Origin of the sequence: Curtobacterium sp. PhB191 (assembly GCF_004346515.1) — a bacterium.
Lineage (GTDB): Bacteria > Actinomycetota > Actinomycetes > Actinomycetales > Microbacteriaceae > Curtobacterium.
The window spans coordinates 44,975-67,732 of record NZ_SMBV01000012.1; the positions used below are offsets into that span (position 1 = coordinate 44,975).

Below are 22,758 nucleotides of genomic sequence, written 5' to 3' on the forward strand. Positions count from 1 at the left end.
GACACGACGATGACCGACAAGCCCGTTGACACGGACCGTTCCGACGCACTGCGGTTCGGCATGTCCCGTACCCGCGTGGTGTTCCTCATCCTCGCCGTGGTGCCCGTTCTCGTCGGCATCGGCTGCGGGGTCGAGTCCTTCCGCGCAGGGTGGCAGCCCTACGTGGCGTATTGGGGCGCGCCGATGCGGGCCGTTCCGGCCAACGACGCCGCAACCGCCTGGTGGCTCGCGGCAGTAGCGGCCGTCTGCATCGGGGCCGGAACAGCGATCAGTGCCACGGCGCCGAAGCCGTTCGTCGCCGCCGCGTCGATCGCAGGTGTCTACAGCGTGATGACCGCGCTGTTCTTCCTCGTGCTGGCGGCGATCGCATGAAGCGGCCGACAGCGCCAGTGCCTGAGCCGCGGGCGACGGTGCGCCGTGGCCGGCTGGCGATCGCGCGGCTGTGCCTGCTGCTCGGCGCTATCTGCGCGATCGCGGCCACCGTGGTGGGGCTGCCCGTCGTGCAGCTGCTCCCCGGCGGCGTCACGGGCCCGGTGGAGCTGCATCTGACCGCGCAGGCGGTGTGGGCGCTGCTGGGCGTCGCCCTCCTCATCGCCGGCAACGTGATTGTCGCCGGCGAGTTCGACCGCATCGACTGGGAATGGCAGCTGGAGGACCTCCTATGACCCCGATCCCCACCGAGTGGGACATCACCCACACCTGCGGGCACACCGTCCGCAAGAACCTCTCCGACAAGCCCGCCGGCCAACGCGCCGGCACTGCCCGGTGGTTCGCGAAGAACCGGCAGTGCCCGGAGTGCGAGGCAGCGCAGCGCGCCGCTGAGGATGCCGAGCTGCGAGCGGAAGCCGAGCGGGACGGCATGCCCGAGCTGGTCGGCAACGACGGCGCCGTGCGGTGGGCTGTGCGGATCCGGCAGGAGTTCCTCCGCGCATCGTTCCGTGAGCTCGTCGAAACGAACCTCGTCGACGCCGCGGTGTTCCAGTCCGACGTGCTCGAGGCAGCCCGCCGGGTCACGGCCGCGCGGTGGTGGATCGACAACCGAGAGATCGCCGCCGTCGACCTGCCCGAGCTCCTAGCCGAGCCGGGCCCCGGCGCGATCGCGAAAGCACCGGCCGCACCGGCCGCCGCATCATCCGACCCTGCACCCGCCGCCGGCTGGGTGTCGTTCTTCGACAAGGAAGCGAACCGCTGATGGACACGATCAAGGAATTCTGGGCGTCGGCGCAGGTGTACGTGTGGATGGCTGTCGTCGTCCTCGCGGGCTGGACCGGCCTGCACATCGCCGCCGACCAGGACCCAAAGGTCGGGCACCTGTCGTGGAACCCGCTCGACGTCGCTCTCACCGCGCTCAAGGGCCGGTTCCGAATGCCGGAGAACGGCATCGTGTTCACCATCGGCGCGATCATCGTCGCCGTGGTGATCCTGATGGTGCTCTGGTTCGCCGTCCCCGCCATCTGGCGCGCAGCGTTCGGCCCGTCGAAGCCGAAGGCCGAGGAGGGCTTCGCCGGCGTCCAGGAGCTGCAGGACCGCGCCGAGATCGGCCACAAGGTCGAGACCACCGAGCCCTACGCGTACATCGATGACCACCCGATCCGCGCGACAACCGAAGACGTGGCCACCGTCGTCGCACCACCCCGGTCGGGCAAGACGATGCGGCTGGTCATCCGGCTGATCCTCAAGGCGTTCGGGCCGGTCGTATCGACGTCGACGAAGCCCGACGTCGTCCGGCTCACCGCCTGGCTACGGTCCAAGGTCGGCACCGTGCACGTCTTCGACCCGGAGGGTGTCACGAAGTGGCCGAACCGGGTCAAGTGGAACATCGTCGCCGGCTGCGAGGACGACATGGAAGCCACCCGGCGGGCGAAGGCGATCATCGCCGCCCGGCCGCTCGAGGGCGCCAGCAACGCGGGCTTCTTCGCCGGCACCGCGCAGACCGTGCTGCAGTGCCTTCTCCACGCCGCCGCGCTCGGCGGCCACTCGATGCGCGACGTCGTCCTGTGGTCCAAGAACTTCACCGACGACACCCCGTACAACATTCTGCGCGACCACCCGGACGCCGCCCCGGGATGGCTGTCAGACCTGCGGAAGTTCTGCCGGTCCAAGGCGCACGAAACCGTCGACAGCACCGACATGAGCCTCCGACTCGCACTCGGCGCGCTCGGCATGCAGAAGATCCTCGACGCGGTCTGCCCGGCCGAAGGCGACCAGGTATTCGACGTCGCCGCGTTCATCGAGTCCCGCGACACGCTGTTCCTGCTGAGCGAGTCCGGGGACGCGTCGCTCGCGGCGCCGGTCATCACCGCGCTGGTGTCGACGATCGAACGGGAGGCCAAGGCCAAGGCGACCCACTACGCGACGAACCGACTGCCGAAGCCCCTCACGTTGGTCCTCGACGAGGTCGCGAACATCGCACCGATCCCGGGCCTGCCGGCGCTCATCACCGACGGCGGGGACCGCGGCATCATCACCTGGGCGATCCTGCAGGACCCCAAGGATGCAGAAGCACGATGGGGGAAGGCCGGCGGAAACAAGATCCTGAAGTCCTCGAACCTGTTCATGGTGCTCGGCGGCCTCAAAGACGACGACTTCCTGGAGAGCCTGTCGAAGCTGTGCTCCGAACGGGAGGCCGAGCGGGTCGGCACGACAGAGTCGACCAACGGCACGTCCACGTCGACGTCGACGTACAAGGAGCGGGTGCTCTCCGCCGGCGCGATCTACCAGCTCGAGCCGGGTAAGGGGCTGCTGTTCTACCGCGAGCTCCCGCCGGCGATCGTCGACCTGCCGGGCTGGTGGGACGAGGCCGACAAGGACAGCATCGAAGAGGGCCAGACGTGGGCGCTCAAGCAGGAAGGGATCGCAGCGTGACCGACGACACGAGCACCCCCGAACCGATCGACGAGGGCGCGGCCGCCGAGCAGCAGCCAGAGAGCCTAGAGGACAAGGTCCGCCGCCTCGAGCAGCTCGTCGCCGGGATCCTCCTCGCAGACGCCGGCGCCGCCGCCGACGACGAACCGGAGGTACCGCACATCGGCGCTGCACCGGTCGCCGAGACGTCGGTCGCTGACACCGGCGGGCCCTGGAACTGGGTCGGCGTCGACACCGAGCGCCGGACGGGGCTGGCCGAGGAGCTGACCGCGTTCGTGCACTGGCTCGAGGAACGGTACCTGCGGCACCTGAGCAGCGAGGAGTACCAGTTCCCTGCGAACTGGTATGAGAACCCGGTCGTGGTCGAGGTCCTCACCGCGGTCATGGTCGCGCGGCAGGCGGCCTACAGCGACATGCTGGCGGACCCATCGTCGGCGCTGTCCGAGTGGCACGAGCGGGCGCTGTGGCCCGCCCTCGAACGGCTGCAGTCCCTCAACGTGTTCCACGACAACGGGTTGGTTCCTCGGAACCGACCGGCGGTCACAGCCGATGACGCAGCGGCACAGCTCGGCAAGGCGGCCGAGGTATCGGTGCGCGCCCTGTCTACCGGCGCCGCAGATCCCAGGACCGGGGAGGTGCCGACGGGGCCAGCAGACCCAGCGACGGAAACGATCAACGTTGTTGCATGACCCCGGGTTGACGGAAAGAGTCGGGTAGGACACCATCTGCCTGTCGGTACGACCGGCAGGAAGATGGGGGCACCATGCCAAATGGCCAATGCACCGCGAAGGTGACCGGTAAGCACTGGAGTCCGCTGGCGGAGGCGCGCTGCCCGGCCTGTGGGCCGAGGATGAGTGCCTCATCGAGCTGGTCCCCGCGGACTGCTGACTGGCCCTCGAGGCGAGGATCGGTCTCCACTTCGGTGCCCTCGGCTGTGCGGCCAGCACAGCCTCGCACCAACTATGGCGACATGTTCCAGCATCACATTGATGACCTGTCCGATCAGGTGCTTTCGCTCATGCTGACCGCACCTGACGCGCGAGTGAAAACTGCAACAATCGACCTCATCACGGCGCTTACACCGTCGAGCGAGACACCACCCAAGGGCAACCACCTGCTCTGCGTGCTATTCGAACACGTCGCAATCGGGCTTAGCGAGTTGATCGATGCTCCAAACGCTGTCATTCGAACCGTCGTGGGCAGCAAAGTCGGCGGATCGCGAATTCTGGCATCGGTAGTGCGGGTTCTTCTCATACGTGCAATGGCAGCGGTCGGCCCTATGGCACCGCTGCTACCGATCCGACTGAAAGCATGCGCGCTCGCAATAGCCTTCTGCCCCGACCAAAATAATCACCGATCGCTCGATAAGACGTGTGGTCTTCCACTATTTGAGGCAGGCGCTGAAGCAGCTGACGCCTAGTTAGAGGTGCCGCTGTGGGCCGCCCTGGTCGAGGCGCGGTCCCGACTGGTCGTAGGTGTTCCGCTTCGCGGCCTCGGCCTGCTGCTCGGCCTCGCGCGCCGCGGCCGCCGCCTCGCGTGCGGCGGCGGCTTCCTGGCGCCGGCGCAGCGCGTCGGCGAGGGCGTCCGGGTTGTCGGCCAGCTTGCGGAGTGCGTCGGAGGCATCCGCGGTCTGTTTTTCAGCGGGACCAGCTTCGGGCTCAGCCATTTGGGCTCGGGGGTGCTCGACGGCGACGCGCTGCTCGGTTTCCTCACGGGCGTCAGGCGCTTGGCCCTCGACGACGTCGGGCTGCCGCTCGGGCTCGCGAGCGTCGGAGGGGTCTGGGGCTGCTCGTTCGGCCGAGGGGGCAGGGGTGTTCCGCTCGACGCCGTCGCGATCGCGCATCCATCCAGTGCGGCGGAGGTCTTCATGTGCCTGTTCCGCGGCCGCGAACGCGTGGCGGGTGTCGCGGTCGACCATGCCCGGGTCGGTGAGCCGGTAGGCGTCGTCTGGGATGCCGTAGGTGTCGCGGTACGCGGCCACGGTGGCAACCTGCTCGCGCCAGGTCTCGCGTGCGTCGCCGTCCGCGGGCTGCGTGCCGTACTGCGCCACCCATGCCGGCTTCTGCTCGAGGAGCCGGTCCACGTCGACGACGACGGCCGTCTCGGGCAGCGTGGCCGTCGACGTCGCACCCGTGCGTGCGGTCGGGTCGATGCCCATCCGCTCGAGGGCGGCCGCGGACGCCTCCGCGCGGCCGAGACGGTCCTGCTGCGTGCGGATCTCCAGGCCAGCGGCGCGGGCGTCCTGCCAGGCCTGGACGGCGTGGGAGCCGCGGGGCTCTTCGCTGAGGACGGCTTCGCTCGCGGGCACCTCGAACGCTTCCCGGTACGCGACGATGCGGCCCATGTTCTCCCGCCACTGCTCCGCTTGCGCGGGATCCGCGGGTACACGGCCGAACGGTTTCGCCCACGCCGGCGGTTCGGCGACGACCTGGTCGACGAGCGAGCTGATCCGGTCGCGCATGAGCTCCTGCTGCCCGTGCAGCCAGGTCCGAACCTCGGGGTCGCCGATCTGGTCGTTGAACGGCGTGACCCACTTCGGCAGCCCCTCGACCGGTGCGAGGTCGGTGCCGATGGTCGTCGCCGGTCCGAGCCGGAACCAGTACACGCGGGCCGGCGACTCGATGGGGCTGAGGGTGTCGAGGTCGCGGGGTCGGACGAGGCCCTGCAGGCGGTCCTGCAGGGCGGTGCCGGCGAGGTCGTGGTCGACCAGGCGGGCGGCGAACGTCGACCACGCTTCATCGGCAACGATGCGGGATGCCAGCTCTGCGGGGAGGGCGTCGCGGACGGCCTGCTCAGCACGCTCGATCGCCTTCGGGTCGAGGACGGTGACGCGGCCGTGGTCGTACTGCGGCAGCAGCGTCGTGAGGGAGTGCGCGGTGTCCTGCTCGGCCCGCAGGGTTTCCGTGGCGCTCTTGGTCGCGCCCTCGCGGGCGAGGACCTGCTCGAGGGCGCCGCGGATGGAGTTCTCGCGCTCGTCGTCGGTGTGGCCGGAGGAGTCCAGCGGCTTGTCGATGACGACGTAGAGGCGGTTCTCCTCCTTCGCGCGGGTGCTGTCGACGTAGAGCTCTTCGCGGGTGGTGCGGTCCGGGTCGATGACGGCGCCGCCGGTGGAGACGGTGTCGCCCTGGGTGCCGTGGCTGGTGCGTGCGTAGCCGAGCTGCACGTGCTCGTCGACGTACTCGAGCGGGAGGGTGACGGTGCCGCCGTGCAGGTGTGACTTCGCCATGACGCCGTACGGGCCGACGGCGGTGACGGTCCACATGGCGTTGTTGGTGACCCAGTCCTTGCCCTGGTTCATCCGGAGGGACCGGTCCGTGTTGCGGGTCAGGATGACGTCACCGGTGCCGACGGTGTTCCCGTCTGCGAGCAGCCGTCCGGCCTCCTGCACCTGGCCCTGGGCGATGCGGTCGGCGCGGGCCCGGGCGTTCAGGGCGGACACTTCCTCGTTGGTGCCGGCGATCATCAGCGATGACTTCCCGGCGGTCGTGTCGGCGTGCCAGTCGGTGTAGATCCGGTCCATGACTTCGTCGCGGGTACCGGCGAACACACGACCCCGCTCGATGTAGAAGTCGAGTCCGGTGGTGTCGCCGGTGCGGAGCTTCAGGGATGCGGCGGCTTCGGCGGTGGCGTGCTCGCCGGTGAAGCGGTGCACCTCTTCTAGGCGGGTGACGGTGGTCTCGCGCTCGAGGAGGCGGAGGACGCCGCCGGCGCCGATGGAGCCGTGCTGTGCGGGGTCGCCGAGGGGTCGGAGGGCGGCGCCGTGCTCGTCAGCAAGGGCGAGGAGACGTCCCATGAGCGGCGTGCCCGCCATGGACGCTTCGTCGACGAGGAGGAGCGTGTTCGCGTCGATGCGGTGCTGCTCCGCCACCGGCCGTCCGCTGCGCTTCGCGTTCGCATGCGCCTGCAGGAGCATGTCGACTGTGTCTGCCGTCGTGCCGAGCTCGCGGCCGAGAACTTCCGCCGCCTTGCCGGTGGTGCCGAGCGCGAGAACGCGACCACCGCCAGCCTCGACGGCGTAGATCGTGGCGCGCATGGCGGTGGTCTTCCCAGTGCCGGCAGGGCCGATACCGGTCTCGATCCGGTGGCCACCGGTCGCGAACTGCCGGGCGAGGTTGATCTGGCCGGCGTTGAGCTCGTGGTGTCCGTCGGCGATCGCGCGGTCGTTGAACCGCCGCATCGCGTCGTCGAACGCCTGCTGCTCCATCGCGAAACCACCCCGTGTGCGGGCAGCGTCGAGGATCGCTTCCTCGGTGCGGAGGGTCTTTTCGGAAGTGAACTCGTCGGCACGGTGGATCCGGAAGACGCTCTCACCGTTGCTGCGCTGCAGCTGCGCAGGCGTGGGGTTCAACTCCGGCGGGGCGAGGGAGATCGACCGCTGCACCGCGGCGGCGGTGATGTCGCGGGTGAGGGCTTGGACGTCCTGCCCGGTGGCCTGCGCGACGCGGCGTGCGACGCGCTCTGCCTCGGCCTGCAGGTGCGAGTCCTTCCACGTCGACCGGTCCTGCTCAACCCGCGTGACGACGAGATTCCCGAGCTGCTGCACGCTCTGCCCAGCAAGCAGATCCTGCGCCGGCATCGCGTTCGATTGGGCGACGATGCCCGCCGCCCACCCGTCGACATGAACCTTCTCGGAGGCCGCACGGCGCCACTCGGTGACCTGGTCCTGCTCCGACGACGGCGGTGCTTTGTGGTCTCGGGTGGCGAGGTTCGCCTGCTCGTAGAGCTTGTGCTGGATGTTCTTCGGCGGGGTGTGGCCGTGGGAGGCCACATACTCGTCGACGAGCTCGGCGTACGCCTGCTCGATCCCGACGCGGCGGGACGAGAAGCCCTCGCGGAGGCTGCGATCGACGCCCATGATCTCGCGCACGTCTCGCTTGCCGGCACCCCGGGACTCGTCGACGAACTGCACGCCGAGACGGTTGCGAAGCTCCTCCTCGACGAGGGAGTTGTACCGCTCGGATGCGGCCACACCGAGGCGGTGCAGCATGCGCCCGTCGAGCGATCGCCACTTGCCATCGACGCCCTCGACCTTGGTCGAGACAGCGACGTGGGTGTGCAGGTCCGGGTCACCGGTTCGGGAGTCGCGATGCTCGAACGCAGCGACGATGAGACCCTTCGTCTCGACCTGCGCGACGCCGCCGGCACCCGTCCGGGTGAACGCTGCTTCCTCCTGCAGGAACGTCATCGCACCCTGCCACGCAGCCTCATGGGAGGCGTGCACCTCACGTGCAATGTGCGCCTCACGAGGGTCGTTCCGGTCCGCCAACGCCCACAGCAGAGACACCGACTTGACCGGGCTGAACACCAGGTCGTAGCCCGCGACGGGCTGGCGCGGCGGTGTGCCACGCTCGGTCAGGAACCGTGCGACCTCACCGGTCGTGGCCTCGCGGCCGAGCGCGCCGCGCAGGTGATCAGCGGCGAGGTTGTGCTTCACCAAGTCGCGCTCAGGACCGGTCTCGGGGTTCCGGCCGACCTCGTCACGGAACCCCTGGTAGCCGCGGGAGACCTGCTGCTTCCAGTCCGGAACACGGAGCGCGACGAACCAGGAAACCTCGTCCGATGTGGCGGGTCGACGCAACGACTTCTGCAGCATGGCGGACGCGACGTCGGCCTTGATGCCGGACAGTTCCGCGTCCGCAGGGGCGCGCTGGTGGTCCCGCTCGAACGCGACGGACGCGGCGTGGATCTGCACCTGCCACTCGGTGTCGGGGTCGTTCGTGGTCATGAATCGACGGCCCAACCGGGCGGCGTCGATGGCCTCGGAGGCGGACGCGCCGGCGGCGATCTGCTCCTGAATGAACGCAGTTGCGTCAGGGCGCAGCCCCTCACCGAAGAGGGCCTGCATCTGCTCTGCAGACACCTGCCCGGACACCCCCAGGGAGGCCAGGCCGTTGCCCCACCACTGGCCGGGCTTGGCGCCCTCAGCGGTGTAGTAGTCCGTGAGCTCTTCGCTCCGTCGGACCTGCTGATCGCCCGCCGCAACCTGATTCGTCAGATATGAGTATCCGTCACCTGCGTGCAGGACGTGCACCGTCATCACGAGCGATCACCTCCTCCCACACCCCCACCGTAGCCGGTCCGGACCCTCCACACACTGTTAGTGCAAGAGGTGTGTAAGTTCGGTAGTGTGATGTCAGGTGGTCGGTCAGACTGCGTCAGCACCTACCAAAGCTGTCGTTGCGATCGTCGGAACTCGTTGAGGGGACCAGCGAGAGGGAAGCAACCATGGCTCGAACCAGCACGAAGAAGGACAACCGAGAACGAGCACGTCAGCGCCGGGCAGAACTCGACGCGGAACGAGCCCGACGTGACGCCGCGATCGAAGAAGCCGCCTCGACGTTCTTCGATGCCAACGACGACCGGGAAGAACTCATCGCCAAGCTCGACGCGATCGACGTAGACCGCGCCCTCGCCGTCCAGACGCTCGTGGAGCTGAAGGAAACCAACCCGCGCATCGCACAACTGCTCGACATTCCGGTGGCGGAAGTACGCCGCCTGCGAGACCTCGGCGCGGAGTCCGCCAGCGCGAACGATGGCGCGGCATCGGACGTGGAGGCCATCGAGGGTTCCGCGGCCGCGGAGCACGCGAGTGAAGCCGGGCGGGCGGCGTGAACATCGGAACGGCGATCGTCGCGTCCGCGATCGGCGTCGCGTGGATCGTCTGGTACCTCGGGTGGCGACTTCGCAGCCGAACGGGTCTGCGCCGAACCGACCGAGCGCGTCGCGCGTCGAACGCCGTGATGGGGTGGGCGGCGTTCGAAGGGCTCGTGCTGACAGGCACCCTCGTGTGGACGCCGGCGCTCGGCGCGGTGCTCGTGCTCCTGCCGCTCTGGCTGGTGCTGCGCGGAGTGATCGCGATCGTCGACCGCAGCGCCGAGCGCGCCGCGCAACGTCGCGACATGCTCAACGGGTACCCGCCGGAACCGCGACCGGTCAGCTGGGACAACGTTCCCATGGTGGTCGTGCTCTGGTGGTTCGCGATCGCGTACGTCGGGGTCTTCCTGACGATCGTGTTCCTCGTTGCGTTCGCCGGCCCCGACGCGCTCGAGTCGGACCTCTCGACGAACGTGCTCATCGGCAGTGTCGCCGCGTGTGCCGTCCCGGCGATCGTGATCGGCGTGGTTCGTAAGCTTCGCCGCGATCAGGCCATCCGCGACTTCCAGGCCCTCACCGCCGGGATCGAATCGCGGGTGCGGCTCGCTCAGGGCTTGCAGCCGGACGGCCCGCGCGACGAGCAGTAAGCACCGCCGGCCGCGCGTAAGCGGGCAGGCAAGATAGGAACCGCCGGGCCGCGGTGCCGCGACGCGCGGGGCGCTGTGGCCGTTAGGGATGAGGAGCTGGACGATGGGTGCACGAGCCGCGATGGTCATCACCTGCGACGTCGCCGGCTGCGACCAGGTCATCGTCCCGATCGCCGGACCCGACGACAACAGCAGCCGCACCGAAGCACGCGCCTACGCCCGCGCTCACGGCTGGACGACAGCCGATCACTCCCCCAGCTGGACCGACACATGTCCGTCGCACACTGCGGCCGGTTCAGGCGGCGCCGGCGCTCGGACCGCTGGCCAGGTTGGGGCCTCTGGCCGTTAGGTGTCGGTGGTCACCAGAGCGTCGGAGTGTCCGGCGCGATCCCTGTGCGGCACGCACGGATCGCTGCCGGATCCCACCCGTGATCCCGGAACGCTTCGCGGAGCTCACGAGACAGCGCAACACGTTCGCTGCGCTGCAGGCCAGCCATCCGAACCGCGGTCGACCCGTTGCGGTGACGGCCGCGCTGTACACGCTCGAGCATGTTCCCCCGGTGCGTTCCCGGCGCCAGGTGCGACACCGAGTCGTCGACGTCGACGTGGACGCACAACGGGATATCGCAGGCATGCAGCAGCAGCACCGTCGGGTGCAGCGCCGTGCCGGTGAGGTGTTCGTACAGCCGCCGTTGCGGCCGCATCGCACGCTGGCCACCGTCGGGCTGCGGAACCCAGAAGCGGCCGTAGCCGTCGTCGCCAATGGCACCGGTCCAGATCCAGCAGTCACTGGGCGCAGGACCCCGCACAACTTGCGAGAAGAAGCGATCCTCCGCGGAGGTCGACTGCCGTCCGGGCATCAGCCGCTCAGTGCACAACGAACGAGCATGCTGAGGATGGCGCCGGGCCACTCGCTCATTCCGACGGCGTTCATCAACGAGTCCAAGTGTCTCGGCTGGTCACGGTCGCTACGACGTTCCCCGCCACCGCAACCGCAGTCTCTCGGCGATAGACCGGCCCGTCGAGGCGTACTGGGGCGAGTGTGTAGAGGTATCTCGCGCGAGCACCCTTTACGTTGCCGTTGACGTGATGCCGAGACGGCGGCTCAGCGAACAGGTAGACCGCTTGCTGCGAGCGAGTGATTGGGCGGTCGGATCGGAACATGCGGGCGCTCCGTCGGCACCGAGCCTGCTCGAGCATGACCATGTCACCGACAGCCCAGTCCTCCGCGGTGGCGTGCCACACCGATCCGGACATCAACGACGTCGTGTCTCCTGCCCCGAGGAGTCGGTACCCGCCGCACACCCACGGAACCAGCGAGACCCCGATGAAAAGCAGGGGCATCACACTCAGCACGACGATCAGCGAGCCGACACCAGGGGCAACAACCGACCACACCATTGCGCCGAGATAGACGAGCAGGAGCACAACGACCGTTACAGCAAGTGCTCTCCCTGCTCCGCCACCAAACGCTGTGCCGGCGCGAACCGAGGCGGCTGACGGCTGCCCTGCGCTTGCTTGGTTCCGCTCCCAGTTCACCGTTTCAGTCTCCTCCGGTCAGGCGCGGGCGGCGGCGTACTGGGGGAACATGCGGTCCATCGTCGCTTCGTGGCGGGCGGCGCGGTCGTGGTCGCCGCGGGTGCGGGAGATCTCCGCGAACGTCGGACCCGACGCGGACGGTTCAGCGGGTGCGGGTCGGCGGCTCATTTCGGCGTAGTACCGGTCGGCGTCGTGCTCGGCCTGCTCGAGGCGGGCCCGCAGCTCGAGGACCTCAGCCACGAGTGCCGGGGCGGCCATCTGGAACCCGACCATGAACCCAGCCTCGTAGACCTGACGCTGCTGGTCGTCGAGTTCCCACTCGCGGACGTTCTCGGTGGGGTCGGCGCATGCCTGGTCGATCGCGCGGAAGGCTGCGACGGTGTCGCCGGCGTAGAGCTCGTCGACGGCGTCGCGGGTGGACTGCTGCACGATGTCGGGGCTGATGGTGGTCGGACGTTCGAGGGTCATCGTCATCACGCGGCCGTGCTCGAGGCGAGTTCGCTGATCTTGTCGGGGCGGAACCCGCTCCAGGAGCCGGTCTCCGTGTCGGTGACGACGATGGGGGCGTTCATGCCGAGGGTGGTCTTCCACTCGTCGATCTGCGCCTGGTCGACGTCGTCGAGGTGCAGCTCGGTGTACTCGATGCCGGCGGAGGCGAGAGCACGCTCGGTGGCCTTGCACATGCCGCAGAACCCGGACTTGGTGTAAACCGTGATGCTCATCGAAATCACCTTTTCGTAAAGTCTGTTTGCCGGGGACCCGCTCCCCGTTGCATGCTTCTATTCTACGTCGGCGGCACCAATAATGGTACCCTTTTCCGCACATTCTTCTACTATTTTTTAGCCGGGCGGCACACCTGTTGCGGACCCATGCGTGTGCATTGTTTGGCACCAGGGAATGGCGTTTATGAACGCACGGCTGGGGCATCAATAACGGCGGGAGGGCTGGGGATCCCCAGGAGCATTGAACCGGTAATGCAATCACGGGAAGCCGTTAGGAATAGTGGGCTGCGCATTCCTGAACTGTGTCGTCCCGGCGCTTTTCACCACGTCGGGGACAGCCGCCGCCTCCCGTGGGTCAGCCCGTGACGGGGTGCGGTGCGCTGGTCGCGGCGGTGGTCACGGTGACGTCGTCGTGGTCGCACTCCCAGAACAACATGCGGACGTCGTCGGCGATCGATTCGGGGAGCTGCTCGTTCGTCCACGCCGTCGACGGGAACGAGACCGTGACGGTGACTGTCGTCATGGGGGCGGTGGAGGACGGGCCGTGGCCGGCGCCGCCCCACTCGTACTGCCACGCGATCGCGACGTGTCCGGCGGGGCCGCCGTGGTAGCGGTCGAACACGGCCCGGTGCTCGTCGTCGGTGTGCTGCAGCGGCCGGGTGCAGGTCCAGCGGGTGCCGTCGACGTCGTAGGTCGTCGCACCGCACACCGGCACGCGGGGATCGACGTCCGCGCCGGGAGCCATGTCCGCGGCCGGAGCCTGCGGGTCGGTCTGCTCGTCGTCGAGGTGGGTGGGGCGTTCGTAGGTGATGTACATGGTCGTGGTGCCTCTCTAAGCTGTGTGGGCGGTCTGGGTCGAGACGTCCGGACCGCGCCTCAGGGAGGCGGGGGCGTTCCGAATCCGGGACGCCCCCGCCGTTTATCTAGCGGCGTGCGGCGGCCGGGGTGAGGTCGACGTGCTGCAGCAAGAACCGCACCGCGGACCATGCAGAGAGTTGCGGGCGGTCCCAGGCGTGCCAGCCGTCGTTGAACTCGCAGCCCTGCGCATCCGTGATGTCGCGGCCCTCGACCAAGACGCCGGCGTCGTCGCAGAGGACCAGGTGCGGCATGTTGCTGCACTCGCGGATGATCCGCTGGGCTTCGAGGTGCCCGGCGGCGGTGAAGTCGCGGGCGGTGTTGATGCCGTCGCAGCAGTAGCGAATCTCGGTCGGCATCTCCCCCGGCTCCCCAGCGACGAGGGTGGTGCCGTGGTCGGTGTAGGTGTCGGTCATCCCGTCGAACGAGCGACCCTCGTACTTGCCGCAGATCTCGTCGACCTGCGCAGTGGTGGGGCCGTCCTCGTGATGGACGTTGATCCACGCCGCCGCGGTACCGGTGGAGCAGCGCACGGAGAAGCGCTCGCCCGGGAACTGGGTGCGCAGTTCCTTGCGGAGCAGGGCCGCGACGGCCTTGGTGGAGATGAGGGTGGTAGGCATGTGGTGCCGGTCCTTTCGGGGGTCGGTTGTGGGAGAGTGATTCGGGCGGCCGGGACCAAATTCGTGTTGGTCCCGGCCGCTTTGTCACTCCCGACCGCTGTCGTGGGTGAAGGTGTCGACGAACGTGGTGAACTGCAGACCCGCAACCGTGGCGGTGTGGGTCAGCTGGTAGCCCTGACGGGCGCGGCCCCGGAGGTCGTCGTCCCGTTCGGCGATCTTCGCCAACTGCCGCGGAATGTCGTCCTCGCCCACGACCGGAACAATCGTTGTGACGGTGTCGATGTGCTGCATTCGCTTTCCTCTCCCTCTCGTTGTTTTGCCTGGAAGGCGACTTGTCGCCGCTAGGACGGGAGGGTGGAGTGCAACCCGAAGGGCGGAGGGGAGAGAATTTCGGCGCGAAATAAGCGAAGCGCGTGCCGGAAATCTCGGAGGATCCGGCCGCGCAGCGGCTTGCGCGGAGCCCGGACGTCCGTACGCTGCCGAAGGCTTCCAGGCAAAACAACGGCTCGCAGGGTCTGACAGTGCCGGCGGAGCCGGTTCCACCCGGAGCGCAGCGACTCCCGGCCCCCGGCCGGAAGCCCTGGAAGACTCACCCCATGACCGAGCACGCAGAACACTCCGCCCCGCGGCCACGCCGGCGCCCGTTCCGCGCGATCCAGCGGTTCCTCGACTCGATCGCGCCCCTGCTCGACTTCCTCGGTCTGCTCGCAGGCCTGGTGCTCGTCATCAACCTCATGATCCGATCGCTGAACGGCGAGCACTTCGGCATGTTCTAACCCCGAGACTTTGTGCAAGACCGCACAAAGTGCGGCAGGATCATGCAAGCGCGTCGACGATGCGAGCGCTTCATCCCTGGGGGGCGCATCGTCGATGCTGCTCATGCCCGACCCGAGGGGAGTCGATGGTGCTGCTGCGGAAGCATGCTGAAGAGATGCGTGACATGTACGCGAACGAGATCGCGGCCGCCGTCCACGGCGGCGTCGAACCGGCACAGCTGCAGGTGGAGTCGTGGGCGCGGTACGACGCCGCGGTACGCGGCGGAGATCCCGCGGCCGCATTCCCATCGTCCCGGCCCTGACCGGCAGCCGGCCCGCTCGAGCGTCGATCCTGGCTGCTCCCCTGGCCCGCCGGAGGCGGTGACAGCCGCGAGCTCCGTCGAGCGGCTCCGGGTCGGGAGGGGCGAAGCCCTTGCCGCCGTGCCCGCAGGGTGCGGCGCAGCCCACGGACACCCAGACGGTCCAATGGGACATGTTCGGGGCCGGATGGGACACGATCGTGGGCTGGGTGGGCGTGAGGGCCGCTTGCTGCGACCCTCACGCCGGTTCACCTACTCGGCCGCGGTGTCCTCGTTCGCGGTGTCCGCGGTGTCGGCTGCCGCCTCAGTGGGGGCGTCGCCAGCGCTGGCCTGGCCGGTGACGATCTGCTCGACGCGGGAGAGGGTGTAGCCCCACGCGGTCAACTGGGTCAGGTACGGCACCGCGACGGTGGCGGCCATGCTCCACCCGTACCGGCTGATGTTCGATTCGGTCTCTGCGAGAGCGAACGCGAACGCGATGTGACCGGCCTTCCCGGGCCGCTTCCGCGCCCATTCGGCCGCGTCGGCGTCATCCGGGACGCCCAGCAGGTCGGCTGCGGTGAGCCGCTGCCCGTAGTAGTCCCGAGTGCCGCCGATCAGGACCGCAGCGGTCCAGCGGGCGGCGTCCTTCGGGATCGCCTTCGAGGCCACGAGTCCGGCAAGCCAAACCCGACGGACCTCGCGTGCAGCGGTCCACTCGTCCTGCAGGCGGTTCTCCCGCTCACGGCGAGCCTCGGCCGCTTCGGCTTCGGCGGCGCGCTCGGCTTCTTCCTCCGGGGTCAACTCGGCCACGGGGCGGTCGTAGAAGTGCCGAGCCGTGTGCTGCTCCGGGGTGGTGCACACCGCGGCTACGGACGCTGCGCCACCGATCGGCTGCACCAGCACCGCGTGCCCCGCGCACGCGGTGTGGGCCTCCGGGTCGAGGGCGGGGAGCATGGCCCGCGAATCGTTCTCGGGGACCGACTCGTCCGACAGGCCGTCGAGGCGCTTCCACCCGAGCGCGGTGTCGTCGTCGACGACGGCGGCACCCTGCTCCCGGTACTGCTCCTGAACCTTCACGGCCTCCGCTTCCGCGATGCGGCGGTTGCGGTGCTGCTGGGCGACGAACGGCAGTTCGTCGTCGTAGCCCTCGCTGATGCACTCGTTCAGTTCCGCCGTGGCGTCCTCGTCGCCCTCGAACTCGGCCAGCAGCAGGGCCGCGTCGAATGACACCTGCCGGTCCACCATGGCGGCGGTGGCGGCCTCCGACTTCGCCACGGTGAGGGTCGCCTTCACCTGCTCCTTGTCGGTGCCGGTTTCGCGGGCGATCCCGGCGACGGAGAGTCCGGCGAGTTCCAACTGCCGGTAGGCGTTGAGCCGGTCGCCGTCCGTCAGGGCGGTGCGGCGTTCGTTGGCGACCAACTGTTCCGCGATCCGTTGGGCGGGGGTGTCGCCGCGCTCGGTGACGAACACGGGCACGGTCGCGCCTGCCTCGCGGGCGGCGAGGACGCGCATCTGCCCGTCACGGACCACCACGGCCCCGTCCGCGTTCCGGTAGCCGATCGTCGGCAGGAGGACCCCGTGACGCTTCACGCTGGCGAGGAACGCGGGGTCGAGGTCGGCCGCGGTGCGGACGTTGTCCTCGATCACGGCCTCCGAGGCCGGGATAGTGACCAGGTTTACGCCCACCGTGTCAGTGGTGGTGGTCTGGGTGTTGTCGGTCATGGTCATGTCGTTTGCTACGCTTTCCGGTAGTGACCGGGTGCGGGTCCTGGCAAGTGATGATTGTCGGGAATACCGCACCCGGTCTTTTCTTGTGTTGGGTGCTACTGGTGTTGCGGGTGTCTTACTGGTGGAGTGCCGCGGTGAACGCTTCGGCCCTAGTGAGTGCGGCGCGTGCGCGGCCGAAGGCGGTCATGACGGCCGTGTACTGATCTGGCGACAATGACCGGGTGTCCCCGGCGTTGTCGTAGGTCAGGAACAGGACCGTCCCGTACAGCGGCGACGCCGCCCGCGACCGACCCAGCGCGACCGCCGCGACGGTGGCGAGGTCGTTGCGGTCCCCCGCGTACATGCCCTCGTCATCGATCCACGCATCGATCCGGCCGTCGAGGCGGACCACGTCCACCACGCGGCACCCGATCTGCTCCCGCGTGCCCTGCAGGGTGGACTGCGCCGCGTTCACCACGACGCCCTCGACCGCACCATCTGCGGTCGCTCGAATACCCATCATCTTCATTTCCTTCTTCCTCTCCCTTTCGTTGTTTGCCCGTGAAGGCACGAAGTGCCGATCAGGGAGAAGGCCGCTTTGCAACCCGAAGGGCGGTGGCGGAGAGAAGTTCCGGCCGAAATAAGGGAGCTTGCGACCGCGGCCGGAAGTTCTCGGGGGAACCGGCGGCTTGCCGCTTGCGATGTGGGTGCCGACCGTACAATCGCCGAAGGCTTCACGGGCAAACAACGAACCCGGCAGGGTTCGACAAGCACAGGCCGGCTTGCCGGCTCCTCCCAGTCAGAAGAGGCCGCCGCAGGCGGGGCAGCTCAGACAGAACAGCCCGCCGGCACGGCGGCCCGCTCAGCTCTCCCCCTCGAGGAGCTCGCCGGCGCACAAAGGCCGGGCGGAACATGGAAGGGCCCCGGCCCTGTCAGAGCAGGACCGAGGCCAGGGCCACCCGGACAACGTTGGGGGGAACTATCCGGGCAACCCAACCGCTCGAGGCGCTAAAGGGGGCGTGCTCCGAGCAGACTGCCCACCGTACTGACAACGTCTTAACGACGCACCCCAACACGCTCAACGGTCACTGGAAGCGGAACGCGGTGCTTCACCGCTGCCCGCCACACCCACGCAGCCGTCGCCGCCTGGCCACTCCCCCACTCGATCAGGACCGCGTCAGCGGTCGCCGCGATCGCGCGCGCTTCCACCCGTCGATCGACACCGCGGTAGGTGCGGATCCATGCCCACACTGGGGCCGCCGGCGCAACATCACCCACGGGCCCGCCACGGGCCTCCTGCGGGATCGAGACGGCTTCCTCGGGCAACCAGCGGCCACGCCGGCGCTGACCCATCAGCGGCGCGCCTGCGGCCGCAGGGACCGCTTCTTGAGCCGATCCATTGGCACCCAGACGTGGTGGACGAAACCCATGTGGACGAGCTGCACGTAGACCACATCGCCGTCGGCCTGCTCGACGAACCCGGGGCACGTCTGCGGGCCCGACCGGGTGAACTCGACCTGCACCCACACCGCCGGGTACCCGGACACCCGGTCAGGCGCCGGCGGCGCCTCGATGCCAAGCGGCTGGTCCTCGGGCGGATCGGGATGACTCGGCGGCGCCCACCGATGCTCGGGCATACACCGATGATGACCGCGGCCGCCGGCGCCCGTCCTGCACCTCACCAATCAGCCGCATCGTGCGCTGCAGTACCGCCTCCCGCCATGCAGCGTCCGGCGCAGATCGGTCGAGCCGGTTCAGGCGACGAATCGCGCTCCGGCGGGCGGCCGCGAGCTCATCGACGGTCAGCCACTGCAACCGCTCGAGCTCGTCGTCCACGATCAGCAGGGTAAACACTCGAGCCGAGCACACATCCACCATGACCGACCACCTCGAGCAGCTGCAGCCGACGTCGACGAATCAGCCTCGGCCCCTCCGATGGCCTGCGTAGCGCAGCGAAGACAGGGCGCAACCGCCCGACAGCGAATTCGCTTCTAGCCCCGATCCGTCAAGAGTCGATGTCCGGCTGGGCGCGCGGCGGGCCATGCAAGGGCCACGGCACAGAGCTATCGATCTCGGCCCAGAGTTCCTCCGCCGATCGGCTGTTCTGAGCATCGATACGGGGGTTCGCTTCCAAAGCTGCAACGTTGAGGAACCACGTCACCTTGTCGAGCTGATCTGCATACGCGGTTTGCCCTTGCCGTGCTGCGTCGATGATCGCGGCAAGCTTCTGCACTTGCCGGAAGGTCAGCGTTACTGGCGCATCGTCGCCCTCATGGTGGCCGTCGGTGCTCTTCTGGTACTGCTCTATCGAGTCGATGCGAGACTGCGCCAGGGCTGCTTCAACGTTCTCGGGTTCGGTTGGTACGAGGGAGTCTGGAACGTACGTGATGCTGATTACCACGGCCGCAGAGCGGATCGGGGTGGAGGCCGACGCCCTGAACTGCAAGGTCATGCCTGTGACGTCTCGCCCTCCCTCGGTTGCTTCGTGGATGAGAACGGCGGGCCGATCAAACGGGATCGCCTCAACGCCGGCGTCATTGAAGCCGTCGATATCCCGTGCGATCTGCAACGGCGAATCGGATGGTGCGACGTGATCGACAACCCCGTACGCACTGATGACGATCAGCGACGAGGGATGGTCTGGGAGCTGAGCCTCGATCATCCATGAATCCATGCCGCCAGAGTAGGCGACTCGCGGAATCGGAACCCGGAACCCGGAACACCCGTCTCGATAGCCGATGGTGGTTTCAAGTGGTCGTTGCAACGGGCGGTGGTGGAGGCCTCAGAGTAGCGGTCGGCGCGCAATGATGAGTCGTGGCCTACTTCCCTGTGACGAGCGCCGATGTCGACGAGCTGCGGGCGTTCTTGCGCGAGGCTGACCTGACCCTCGCCGGGCTTGATTCGCCAGCTGTGCGGATCTGGATCGAGCGCGGAGCCAACTCCGGAATTGTTGGCAGCACCGGTTTTGAGCTCAGCGCTGATGGCAGTCATGCCTTGATTCGAAGCGTCGCGGTGTCGGGATCGATGCGGGCGGCTGGGACTGGAACACGGCTTGCGAGATACGCGCTGGAGGAGGCCGCTCGCGCCGGCGCTGAGCGAGCATGGTTGTTCTCGCGTCGGTCGGGGCCCTTCTGGCAGAAGCTCGGTTTCACTCCCGCAGACCGCGACATGCTCGCGTCAGTCCTTCCCGAAACGCAGCAGGTTCGTCTGTTCACCTCAACTGGGCAACTCGAACGTGAGGTTGCCTGGTCTCGCGACCTCAGCGGCCTTTCACGGACACAGCAGTAGCTGTTCGAATGCTTCTGCCGGGGTGCGGTAGCCGAGCGTTTTGCGGGGTCGGCTGTTGAGTTCGGCAGCGACTTCGAGGAGCCGTTCCGGGGTGTGGACGGTGAGGTCGGTGGACTTGGGGAAGTACTGGCGGAGTAGGCCGTTGGTGTTTTCGTTCGAGCCGCGCTGCCAGGGTTTGTGGGGGTCGCAGAAGTAGATCGCGAGGTCCGTGGCGAGGGTGATGTCTTTGTGTCGGGCAAGCTCGGTGCCCTGATCCCAGGTCAACGACCGACGCAGATGCTCGGGAAGGGTCTGGATGGTGGGGATCATCGCGTCACGGACCGCGTCGGCGCTGTGTCCGTTTGGGAGGTGGAGCAGCATCACGTACCGGGTGGTGCGTTCAACGAGGGTGCCGATCGCGCTCCTGGCGTTGATCCCGACGATCAGGTCCCCTTCCCAGTGGCCGGCGACGGCACGATCGTCGGCTTCAGCGGGGCGTTCGCTGATCAGGATCATGTCGCGGATCTTCGACCACGACGCCCGCCGGGGTTCACCACGATGCCGACGGATCGCACGGCCGGTGCGGAGGTGTGTGTGCAGGTCAGCGCGCAGGTGACCGCGGCCCTGCACGAACAGGGACTGGTAGATCGTCTCGTGCGACACGTGCATCTCCGGCCGGTCAGGGAACGTCCGGGCCAGGTCATCACGGATCTGCTCCGGGGACCAGTTCCGCACCAACCGCAGCTCGACCTGCAGAGCAAGCTCGACTCGGTCCAGCTTCCGCGGTTTCGGGCGCCGCGCACGAGCCCGGTACTGCTTCTCGGCGGAGTACGGCCGGTAGCTGCCGCCAGCCGCGGCGTTCCTTGTCAGCTCTCGGCTGATCGTGGATGGTGCCCGACCGAGGGCTTTCGCGATCGCACGCACGCTCGCGCCGCTGAGGCGCAGGTCCGCGATCTGGAGCCGCTCTTCCTGGCTCAGATACCGGTCCGAGCGGGGCTTGTGCGCGAACGGGTTCCGTCCGCCGGCTGCTTTGACCCATCGGTATCCCTGACGTCGGTCCACGCCGACAGCATCACAGGCCGCCGTTCGTCCGAGGCCCTGTCTCAATAGCTCCCAGAACCGTGCCTCTCGAGCACGGTGTTCCAGCCTCGATCCCATCTGCAGCACTCCGATTCACGGTGGTGTTGCAACGACCGGCTGAACCCAAGGATCCTTCATCGAGAACGGTTCGGAAGGAGAAACCTTGCCGAATGGCGTGGCACCGATGAGATGGGCGGGAGTGCTGAGTTCAGACGCTTCGGGAGAAGCAGAGGGATTCGGAGGACCCAATGTAGGAACCGAACAGAGGGATTTGCTCGTAGCCTTCGCGTTCGTAGAAGCGGATCGCGTCCGGTTGCAGAGTGCCGGTTTCGAGCACGATCTGGCGGGCACCCAGGTCACGTCCGGCACGCTCGAGGGCTCGCAGGACTGCGGTTGCCACGCCGGAGCCTCGCGCCCCGGGTTCGACGTACATCCGTTTGACCTCAACGCTCGCGGGGCCAACTACCGAGTCGGCCAGCGGGCGGAGACCCCCGCAGGCGATTGGTCGACCTTCGTCTGTTCGTGCCACGAGAAACACCGGGACGTCAGCCGCCGATGGTGGCGTGCCGGGCTCGTGGTCGTCACTCCCGTACCGGGCATCCAGCTCGGCTCGTTGTGCGCGTCGAAGACTGTCGGCGTCGGGGTGGTCGAAGGGGGTGGTGCTGATCGTCCAGCTCATAGACATCCTTTCGTGACAATAGTTACGGTAACAGATGTTACGATTTCTGCGTGAGTAGAACTCGAGACATTTCCGAGGTCCAGCGACGCCTGTCAGACGCCGTGTTCATGACGCTCGCCGAGCGAGGGCCGACGGGGCTGACGCTTCGGGCGGTCGCCGAACGTGCCGGATGCACGACGGGCCTTGTCCTCCATACCTTCCGCGACAAGCGGGCCCTGCTTCTCCATGCCCGAGATGAGCTGCACGAACGCACTCGGCTGCGCTCCGACGCGCTTGAGGCCGAGGCCAAAGACCCGTCTTCCGCACTGCGCGCCGTGGTTCTCGGTGCGTTGCCCGCGGATGAAGAGCGACTATCCGAAGCGCGCGTGTGGGTCGGATTCCTTGCGGCAGCGCTCGATGATCCCGTCTTGGCCGAACGGCATGCCCGCAACAGCCGAGCCTTCGTGGATCGGCTGACCCGATTGGTCCAGGCCGGAGATATGGAAGGGCACGAGGATCCCGCCACTCGGGCTGCGTCCCTCGTCGCCGCAGTCGAGGGTGTCTCGAGCCTGGCAGTCGGCGACCCCGACGAGTGGACCACGGCGCGGCAGGTGCAGACGCTCGAGTTCGCTATGGCCGCAGCCGCACCGCCGACTTCGTCGCGATAAACGATCGGTCAGCGGGCTTTGGTCTCTGTCCCCATTGATCTGAGACGCTGTTGCCATGACTCAAGATGGCGCCGAAGGCAAGCAAGTACCTCGGCGGTTCCGGTGGCTCAAGTTCAACCCACTGCGAGATGTCTTGCCCATCGTTGCCGTCATCGTCGGGGCGTTCATCGCTATACGGGCTGCATCGGGGCTCAGCAACGGGGGCGATCCCACGCTCGTCTACGTCGGTGCGGGCCTGGTCGTAGTCGCAGTGGTCGTGTTCTTCGTCAACCGCTGACAGGCCGCGCGTGGTCTCCGAAGTTCGATGAACTACCGTCCGGTAGAGGATCGGTGACCGAGACGCCCGCTACGCCTCGCACGACCATCCCTCAAACTGGTGAGATGGTGTGAGCAGCCTCGCTCTGTGTCGTCGTTTTCGCTGCGATCGGTGTCGGGTCAGGTGGTGCCGATGACGAGGGTGCTGCGGGCGGCCTCGACGA

At 67.9% G+C, this 22,758-nt stretch carries 26 protein-coding genes; 13 read left to right on the forward strand and 13 right to left on the reverse strand.

Annotated features, from left to right (window positions below; all coding sequences use genetic code 11):
• The first annotated feature begins 9 nt into the window (after positions 1 to 9).
• The 6 genes from EDF48_RS17425 (at position 10) to EDF48_RS17450 (ending at position 4,285) form a co-directional block, all read left to right on the forward strand.
• Positions 10 to 372, forward strand: coding sequence for a hypothetical protein (locus EDF48_RS17425; protein WP_131881583.1), 363 nt, complete (start codon positions 10 to 12; stop codon positions 370 to 372).
• Positions 369 to 665, forward strand: a complete 297-nt coding sequence (locus EDF48_RS17430) for a hypothetical protein (protein WP_131881585.1) — start codon at positions 369 to 371, stop codon at positions 663 to 665. Before EDF48_RS17425 ends, EDF48_RS17430 begins: the two co-directional genes overlap by 4 nt.
• Positions 662 to 1,192 carry a hypothetical protein gene (locus EDF48_RS17435; protein ID WP_131881587.1) on the forward strand — a complete coding sequence of 177 codons (531 nt, stop codon included), beginning with the start codon at positions 662 to 664 and terminating at the stop codon, positions 1,190 to 1,192. The genes EDF48_RS17430 and EDF48_RS17435 overlap by 4 nt, the downstream gene beginning before the upstream one ends.
• The gene (locus EDF48_RS17440) at positions 1,192 to 2,865 is read left to right on the forward strand and encodes a TraM recognition domain-containing protein (protein WP_131881589.1); all 1,674 of its coding nucleotides are present in this window, start codon (positions 1,192 to 1,194) and stop codon (positions 2,863 to 2,865) included. Before EDF48_RS17435 ends, EDF48_RS17440 begins: the two co-directional genes overlap by 1 nt.
• On the forward strand, positions 2,862 to 3,554 hold the full coding sequence (locus EDF48_RS17445) for a hypothetical protein (protein ID WP_131881591.1): 693 nt from the start codon (positions 2,862 to 2,864) through the stop codon (positions 3,552 to 3,554). Before EDF48_RS17440 ends, EDF48_RS17445 begins: the two co-directional genes overlap by 4 nt.
• Before the next feature lie 281 nt (positions 3,555 to 3,835).
• Positions 3,836 to 4,285, forward strand: coding sequence for a hypothetical protein (locus tag EDF48_RS17450; protein ID WP_131881593.1), 450 nt, complete (start codon positions 3,836 to 3,838; stop codon positions 4,283 to 4,285).
• Here EDF48_RS17450 and mobF read toward each other — a convergent pair whose 3' ends face one another.
• Positions 4,286 to 8,902 (reverse strand): MobF family relaxase, encoded by a 4,617-nt coding sequence (mobF, locus tag EDF48_RS17455; RefSeq protein WP_131881595.1) that lies wholly within the window; start codon positions 8,900 to 8,902, stop codon positions 4,286 to 4,288.
• Between the two features lie 188 nt (positions 8,903 to 9,090).
• Between mobF and EDF48_RS17460 the strand changes: the two genes are divergently transcribed.
• Together EDF48_RS17460 and EDF48_RS17465 are read left to right on the forward strand one after the other, a co-directional pair.
• Positions 9,091 to 9,477 (forward strand): hypothetical protein, encoded by a 387-nt coding sequence (locus EDF48_RS17460; protein ID WP_131881597.1) that lies wholly within the window; start codon positions 9,091 to 9,093, stop codon positions 9,475 to 9,477.
• Entirely contained in the window at positions 9,474 to 10,106 is a 633-nt protein-coding gene (locus EDF48_RS17465; protein ID WP_131881599.1) for a hypothetical protein, read from the forward strand. The genes EDF48_RS17460 and EDF48_RS17465 overlap by 4 nt, the downstream gene beginning before the upstream one ends.
• Positions 10,107 to 10,465: 359 nt before the next feature.
• Here EDF48_RS17465 and EDF48_RS17470 read toward each other — a convergent pair whose 3' ends face one another.
• From EDF48_RS17470 to EDF48_RS17495, 6 genes are all read right to left on the reverse strand, one after another.
• Entirely contained in the window at positions 10,466 to 10,966 is a 501-nt protein-coding gene (locus EDF48_RS17470) for a hypothetical protein (protein WP_131881601.1), read from the reverse strand.
• A gap of 697 nt (positions 10,967 to 11,663) precedes the next feature.
• Complete coding sequence (locus EDF48_RS17475) at positions 11,664 to 12,119, reverse strand: hypothetical protein (RefSeq protein WP_131881603.1); 456 nt, start codon at positions 12,117 to 12,119, stop codon at positions 11,664 to 11,666.
• Positions 12,119 to 12,367: a glutaredoxin domain-containing protein gene (locus EDF48_RS17480; RefSeq protein ID WP_131881605.1), complete on the reverse strand. Its 249-nt coding sequence runs from the start codon at positions 12,365 to 12,367 to the stop codon at positions 12,119 to 12,121. The genes EDF48_RS17475 and EDF48_RS17480 overlap by 1 nt, the downstream gene beginning before the upstream one ends.
• A gap of 355 nt (positions 12,368 to 12,722) precedes the next feature.
• Complete coding sequence (locus tag EDF48_RS17485; RefSeq protein ID WP_131881607.1) at positions 12,723 to 13,184, reverse strand: hypothetical protein; 462 nt, start codon at positions 13,182 to 13,184, stop codon at positions 12,723 to 12,725.
• A 106-nt stretch (positions 13,185 to 13,290) separates the two neighbouring features.
• Positions 13,291 to 13,842, reverse strand: a complete 552-nt coding sequence (locus EDF48_RS17490) for an LPD29 domain-containing protein (RefSeq protein WP_131881609.1) — start codon at positions 13,840 to 13,842, stop codon at positions 13,291 to 13,293.
• Between the two features lie 84 nt (positions 13,843 to 13,926).
• On the reverse strand, positions 13,927 to 14,133 hold the full coding sequence (locus EDF48_RS17495) for a hypothetical protein (RefSeq protein ID WP_131881611.1): 207 nt from the start codon (positions 14,131 to 14,133) through the stop codon (positions 13,927 to 13,929).
• A 305-nt stretch (positions 14,134 to 14,438) separates the two neighbouring features.
• On the opposite strand from EDF48_RS17495, the gene EDF48_RS17500 reads away from it, so the two are divergent.
• Together EDF48_RS17500 and EDF48_RS19235 are read left to right on the forward strand one after the other, a co-directional pair.
• On the forward strand, positions 14,439 to 14,618 hold the full coding sequence (locus EDF48_RS17500) for a hypothetical protein (protein ID WP_131881613.1): 180 nt from the start codon (positions 14,439 to 14,441) through the stop codon (positions 14,616 to 14,618).
• 125 nt (positions 14,619 to 14,743) lie between these two features.
• On the forward strand, positions 14,744 to 14,920 hold the full coding sequence (locus EDF48_RS19235) for a hypothetical protein (protein WP_165932455.1): 177 nt from the start codon (positions 14,744 to 14,746) through the stop codon (positions 14,918 to 14,920).
• A gap of 249 nt (positions 14,921 to 15,169) precedes the next feature.
• Here EDF48_RS19235 and EDF48_RS17505 read toward each other — a convergent pair whose 3' ends face one another.
• The 4 genes from EDF48_RS17505 to EDF48_RS17520 all read right to left on the reverse strand — a co-directional run bounded on the left by EDF48_RS17505 (position 15,170) and on the right by EDF48_RS17520 (position 19,280).
• Positions 15,170 to 16,621, reverse strand: coding sequence for a hypothetical protein (locus EDF48_RS17505; RefSeq protein WP_131881615.1), 1,452 nt, complete (start codon positions 16,619 to 16,621; stop codon positions 15,170 to 15,172).
• 121 nt (positions 16,622 to 16,742) lie between these two features.
• Entirely contained in the window at positions 16,743 to 17,129 is a 387-nt protein-coding gene (locus EDF48_RS17510) for a DUF3846 domain-containing protein (RefSeq protein WP_165932456.1), read from the reverse strand.
• Positions 17,130 to 17,958: 829 nt separating this feature from the next.
• Positions 17,959 to 18,243: a hypothetical protein gene (locus EDF48_RS17515; RefSeq protein ID WP_131881619.1), complete on the reverse strand. Its 285-nt coding sequence runs from the start codon at positions 18,241 to 18,243 to the stop codon at positions 17,959 to 17,961.
• A gap of 368 nt (positions 18,244 to 18,611) precedes the next feature.
• On the reverse strand, positions 18,612 to 19,280 hold the full coding sequence (locus tag EDF48_RS17520) for a hypothetical protein (protein ID WP_131881621.1): 669 nt from the start codon (positions 19,278 to 19,280) through the stop codon (positions 18,612 to 18,614).
• 140 nt (positions 19,281 to 19,420) lie between these two features.
• On the opposite strand from EDF48_RS17520, the gene EDF48_RS17525 reads away from it, so the two are divergent.
• Positions 19,421 to 19,894: a GNAT family N-acetyltransferase gene (locus EDF48_RS17525; protein WP_207913290.1), complete on the forward strand. Its 474-nt coding sequence runs from the start codon at positions 19,421 to 19,423 to the stop codon at positions 19,892 to 19,894.
• Here EDF48_RS17525 and EDF48_RS17530 read toward each other — a convergent pair.
• Positions 19,877 to 20,935, reverse strand: coding sequence for an IS30 family transposase (locus EDF48_RS17530; RefSeq protein WP_347812853.1), 1,059 nt, complete (start codon positions 20,933 to 20,935; stop codon positions 19,877 to 19,879). The genes EDF48_RS17525 and EDF48_RS17530 overlap by 18 nt on opposite strands.
• Positions 20,936 to 21,161: 226 nt before the next feature.
• Positions 21,162 to 21,632, reverse strand: coding sequence for a GNAT family N-acetyltransferase (locus EDF48_RS17535; protein WP_131881623.1), 471 nt, complete (start codon positions 21,630 to 21,632; stop codon positions 21,162 to 21,164).
• Positions 21,633 to 21,682: 50 nt separating this feature from the next.
• Here EDF48_RS17535 and EDF48_RS17540 point away from each other — a divergent pair, with 50 nt between their 5' ends.
• Both EDF48_RS17540 and EDF48_RS19240 read left to right on the forward strand, forming a co-directional pair.
• Positions 21,683 to 22,279, forward strand: a complete 597-nt coding sequence (locus EDF48_RS17540) for a TetR/AcrR family transcriptional regulator (RefSeq protein WP_131881625.1) — start codon at positions 21,683 to 21,685, stop codon at positions 22,277 to 22,279.
• Between the two features lie 55 nt (positions 22,280 to 22,334).
• A complete protein-coding gene (locus EDF48_RS19240; protein WP_165932457.1) occupies positions 22,335 to 22,556 on the forward strand; it encodes a hypothetical protein in 222 nt (73 codons plus the stop codon).
• Positions 22,557 to 22,758 lie beyond the last annotated feature (202 nt).

What these genes read in the sequence shown, in the direction of transcription:
- EDF48_RS17500 (WP_131881613.1), top strand. Translation starts at nt 14,439, where the DNA reads ATGACCGAGCACGCAGAACACTCCGCCCCGCGGCCACGCCGGCGCCCG.
- EDF48_RS17520 (WP_131881621.1), bottom strand. Translation starts at nt 19,280, where the DNA reads ATGGATTCATGGATGATCGAGGCTCAGCTCCCAGACCATCCCTCGTCG.
- EDF48_RS17535 (WP_131881623.1), bottom strand. Translation starts at nt 21,632, where the DNA reads ATGAGCTGGACGATCAGCACCACCCCCTTCGACCACCCCGACGCCGAC.
- EDF48_RS19240 (WP_165932457.1), top strand. Translation starts at nt 22,335, where the DNA reads ATGACTCAAGATGGCGCCGAAGGCAAGCAAGTACCTCGGCGGTTCCGG.
- EDF48_RS17505 (WP_131881615.1), bottom strand. Translation starts at nt 16,621, where the DNA reads ATGACCGACAACACCCAGACCACCACCACTGACACGGTGGGCGTAAAC.
- EDF48_RS17490 (WP_131881609.1), bottom strand. Translation starts at nt 13,842, where the DNA reads ATGCCTACCACCCTCATCTCCACCAAGGCCGTCGCGGCCCTGCTCCGC.
- EDF48_RS17460 (WP_131881597.1), top strand. Translation starts at nt 9,091, where the DNA reads ATGGCTCGAACCAGCACGAAGAAGGACAACCGAGAACGAGCACGTCAG.
- EDF48_RS17440 (WP_131881589.1), top strand. Translation starts at nt 1,192, where the DNA reads ATGGACACGATCAAGGAATTCTGGGCGTCGGCGCAGGTGTACGTGTGG.
- EDF48_RS17510 (WP_165932456.1), bottom strand. Translation starts at nt 17,129, where the DNA reads ATGATGGGTATTCGAGCGACCGCAGATGGTGCGGTCGAGGGCGTCGTG.
- EDF48_RS17430 (WP_131881585.1), top strand. Translation starts at nt 369, where the DNA reads ATGAAGCGGCCGACAGCGCCAGTGCCTGAGCCGCGGGCGACGGTGCGC.
- EDF48_RS17425 (WP_131881583.1), top strand. Translation starts at nt 10, where the DNA reads ATGACCGACAAGCCCGTTGACACGGACCGTTCCGACGCACTGCGGTTC.
- EDF48_RS17485 (WP_131881607.1), bottom strand. Translation starts at nt 13,184, where the DNA reads ATGTACATCACCTACGAACGCCCCACCCACCTCGACGACGAGCAGACC.
- EDF48_RS17435 (WP_131881587.1), top strand. Translation starts at nt 662, where the DNA reads ATGACCCCGATCCCCACCGAGTGGGACATCACCCACACCTGCGGGCAC.
- mobF (WP_131881595.1), bottom strand. Translation starts at nt 8,902, where the DNA reads ATGACGGTGCACGTCCTGCACGCAGGTGACGGATACTCATATCTGACG.
- EDF48_RS17475 (WP_131881603.1), bottom strand. Translation starts at nt 12,119, where the DNA reads ATGACGATGACCCTCGAACGTCCGACCACCATCAGCCCCGACATCGTG.
- EDF48_RS17450 (WP_131881593.1), top strand. Translation starts at nt 3,836, where the DNA reads ATGTTCCAGCATCACATTGATGACCTGTCCGATCAGGTGCTTTCGCTC.
- EDF48_RS17470 (WP_131881601.1), bottom strand. Translation starts at nt 10,966, where the DNA reads ATGCCCGGACGGCAGTCGACCTCCGCGGAGGATCGCTTCTTCTCGCAA.
- EDF48_RS17495 (WP_131881611.1), bottom strand. Translation starts at nt 14,133, where the DNA reads ATGCAGCACATCGACACCGTCACAACGATTGTTCCGGTCGTGGGCGAG.
- EDF48_RS17515 (WP_131881619.1), bottom strand. Translation starts at nt 18,243, where the DNA reads ATGCCCGAGCATCGGTGGGCGCCGCCGAGTCATCCCGATCCGCCCGAG.
- EDF48_RS17480 (WP_131881605.1), bottom strand. Translation starts at nt 12,367, where the DNA reads ATGAGCATCACGGTTTACACCAAGTCCGGGTTCTGCGGCATGTGCAAG.
- EDF48_RS19235 (WP_165932455.1), top strand. Translation starts at nt 14,744, where the DNA reads ATGGTGCTGCTGCGGAAGCATGCTGAAGAGATGCGTGACATGTACGCG.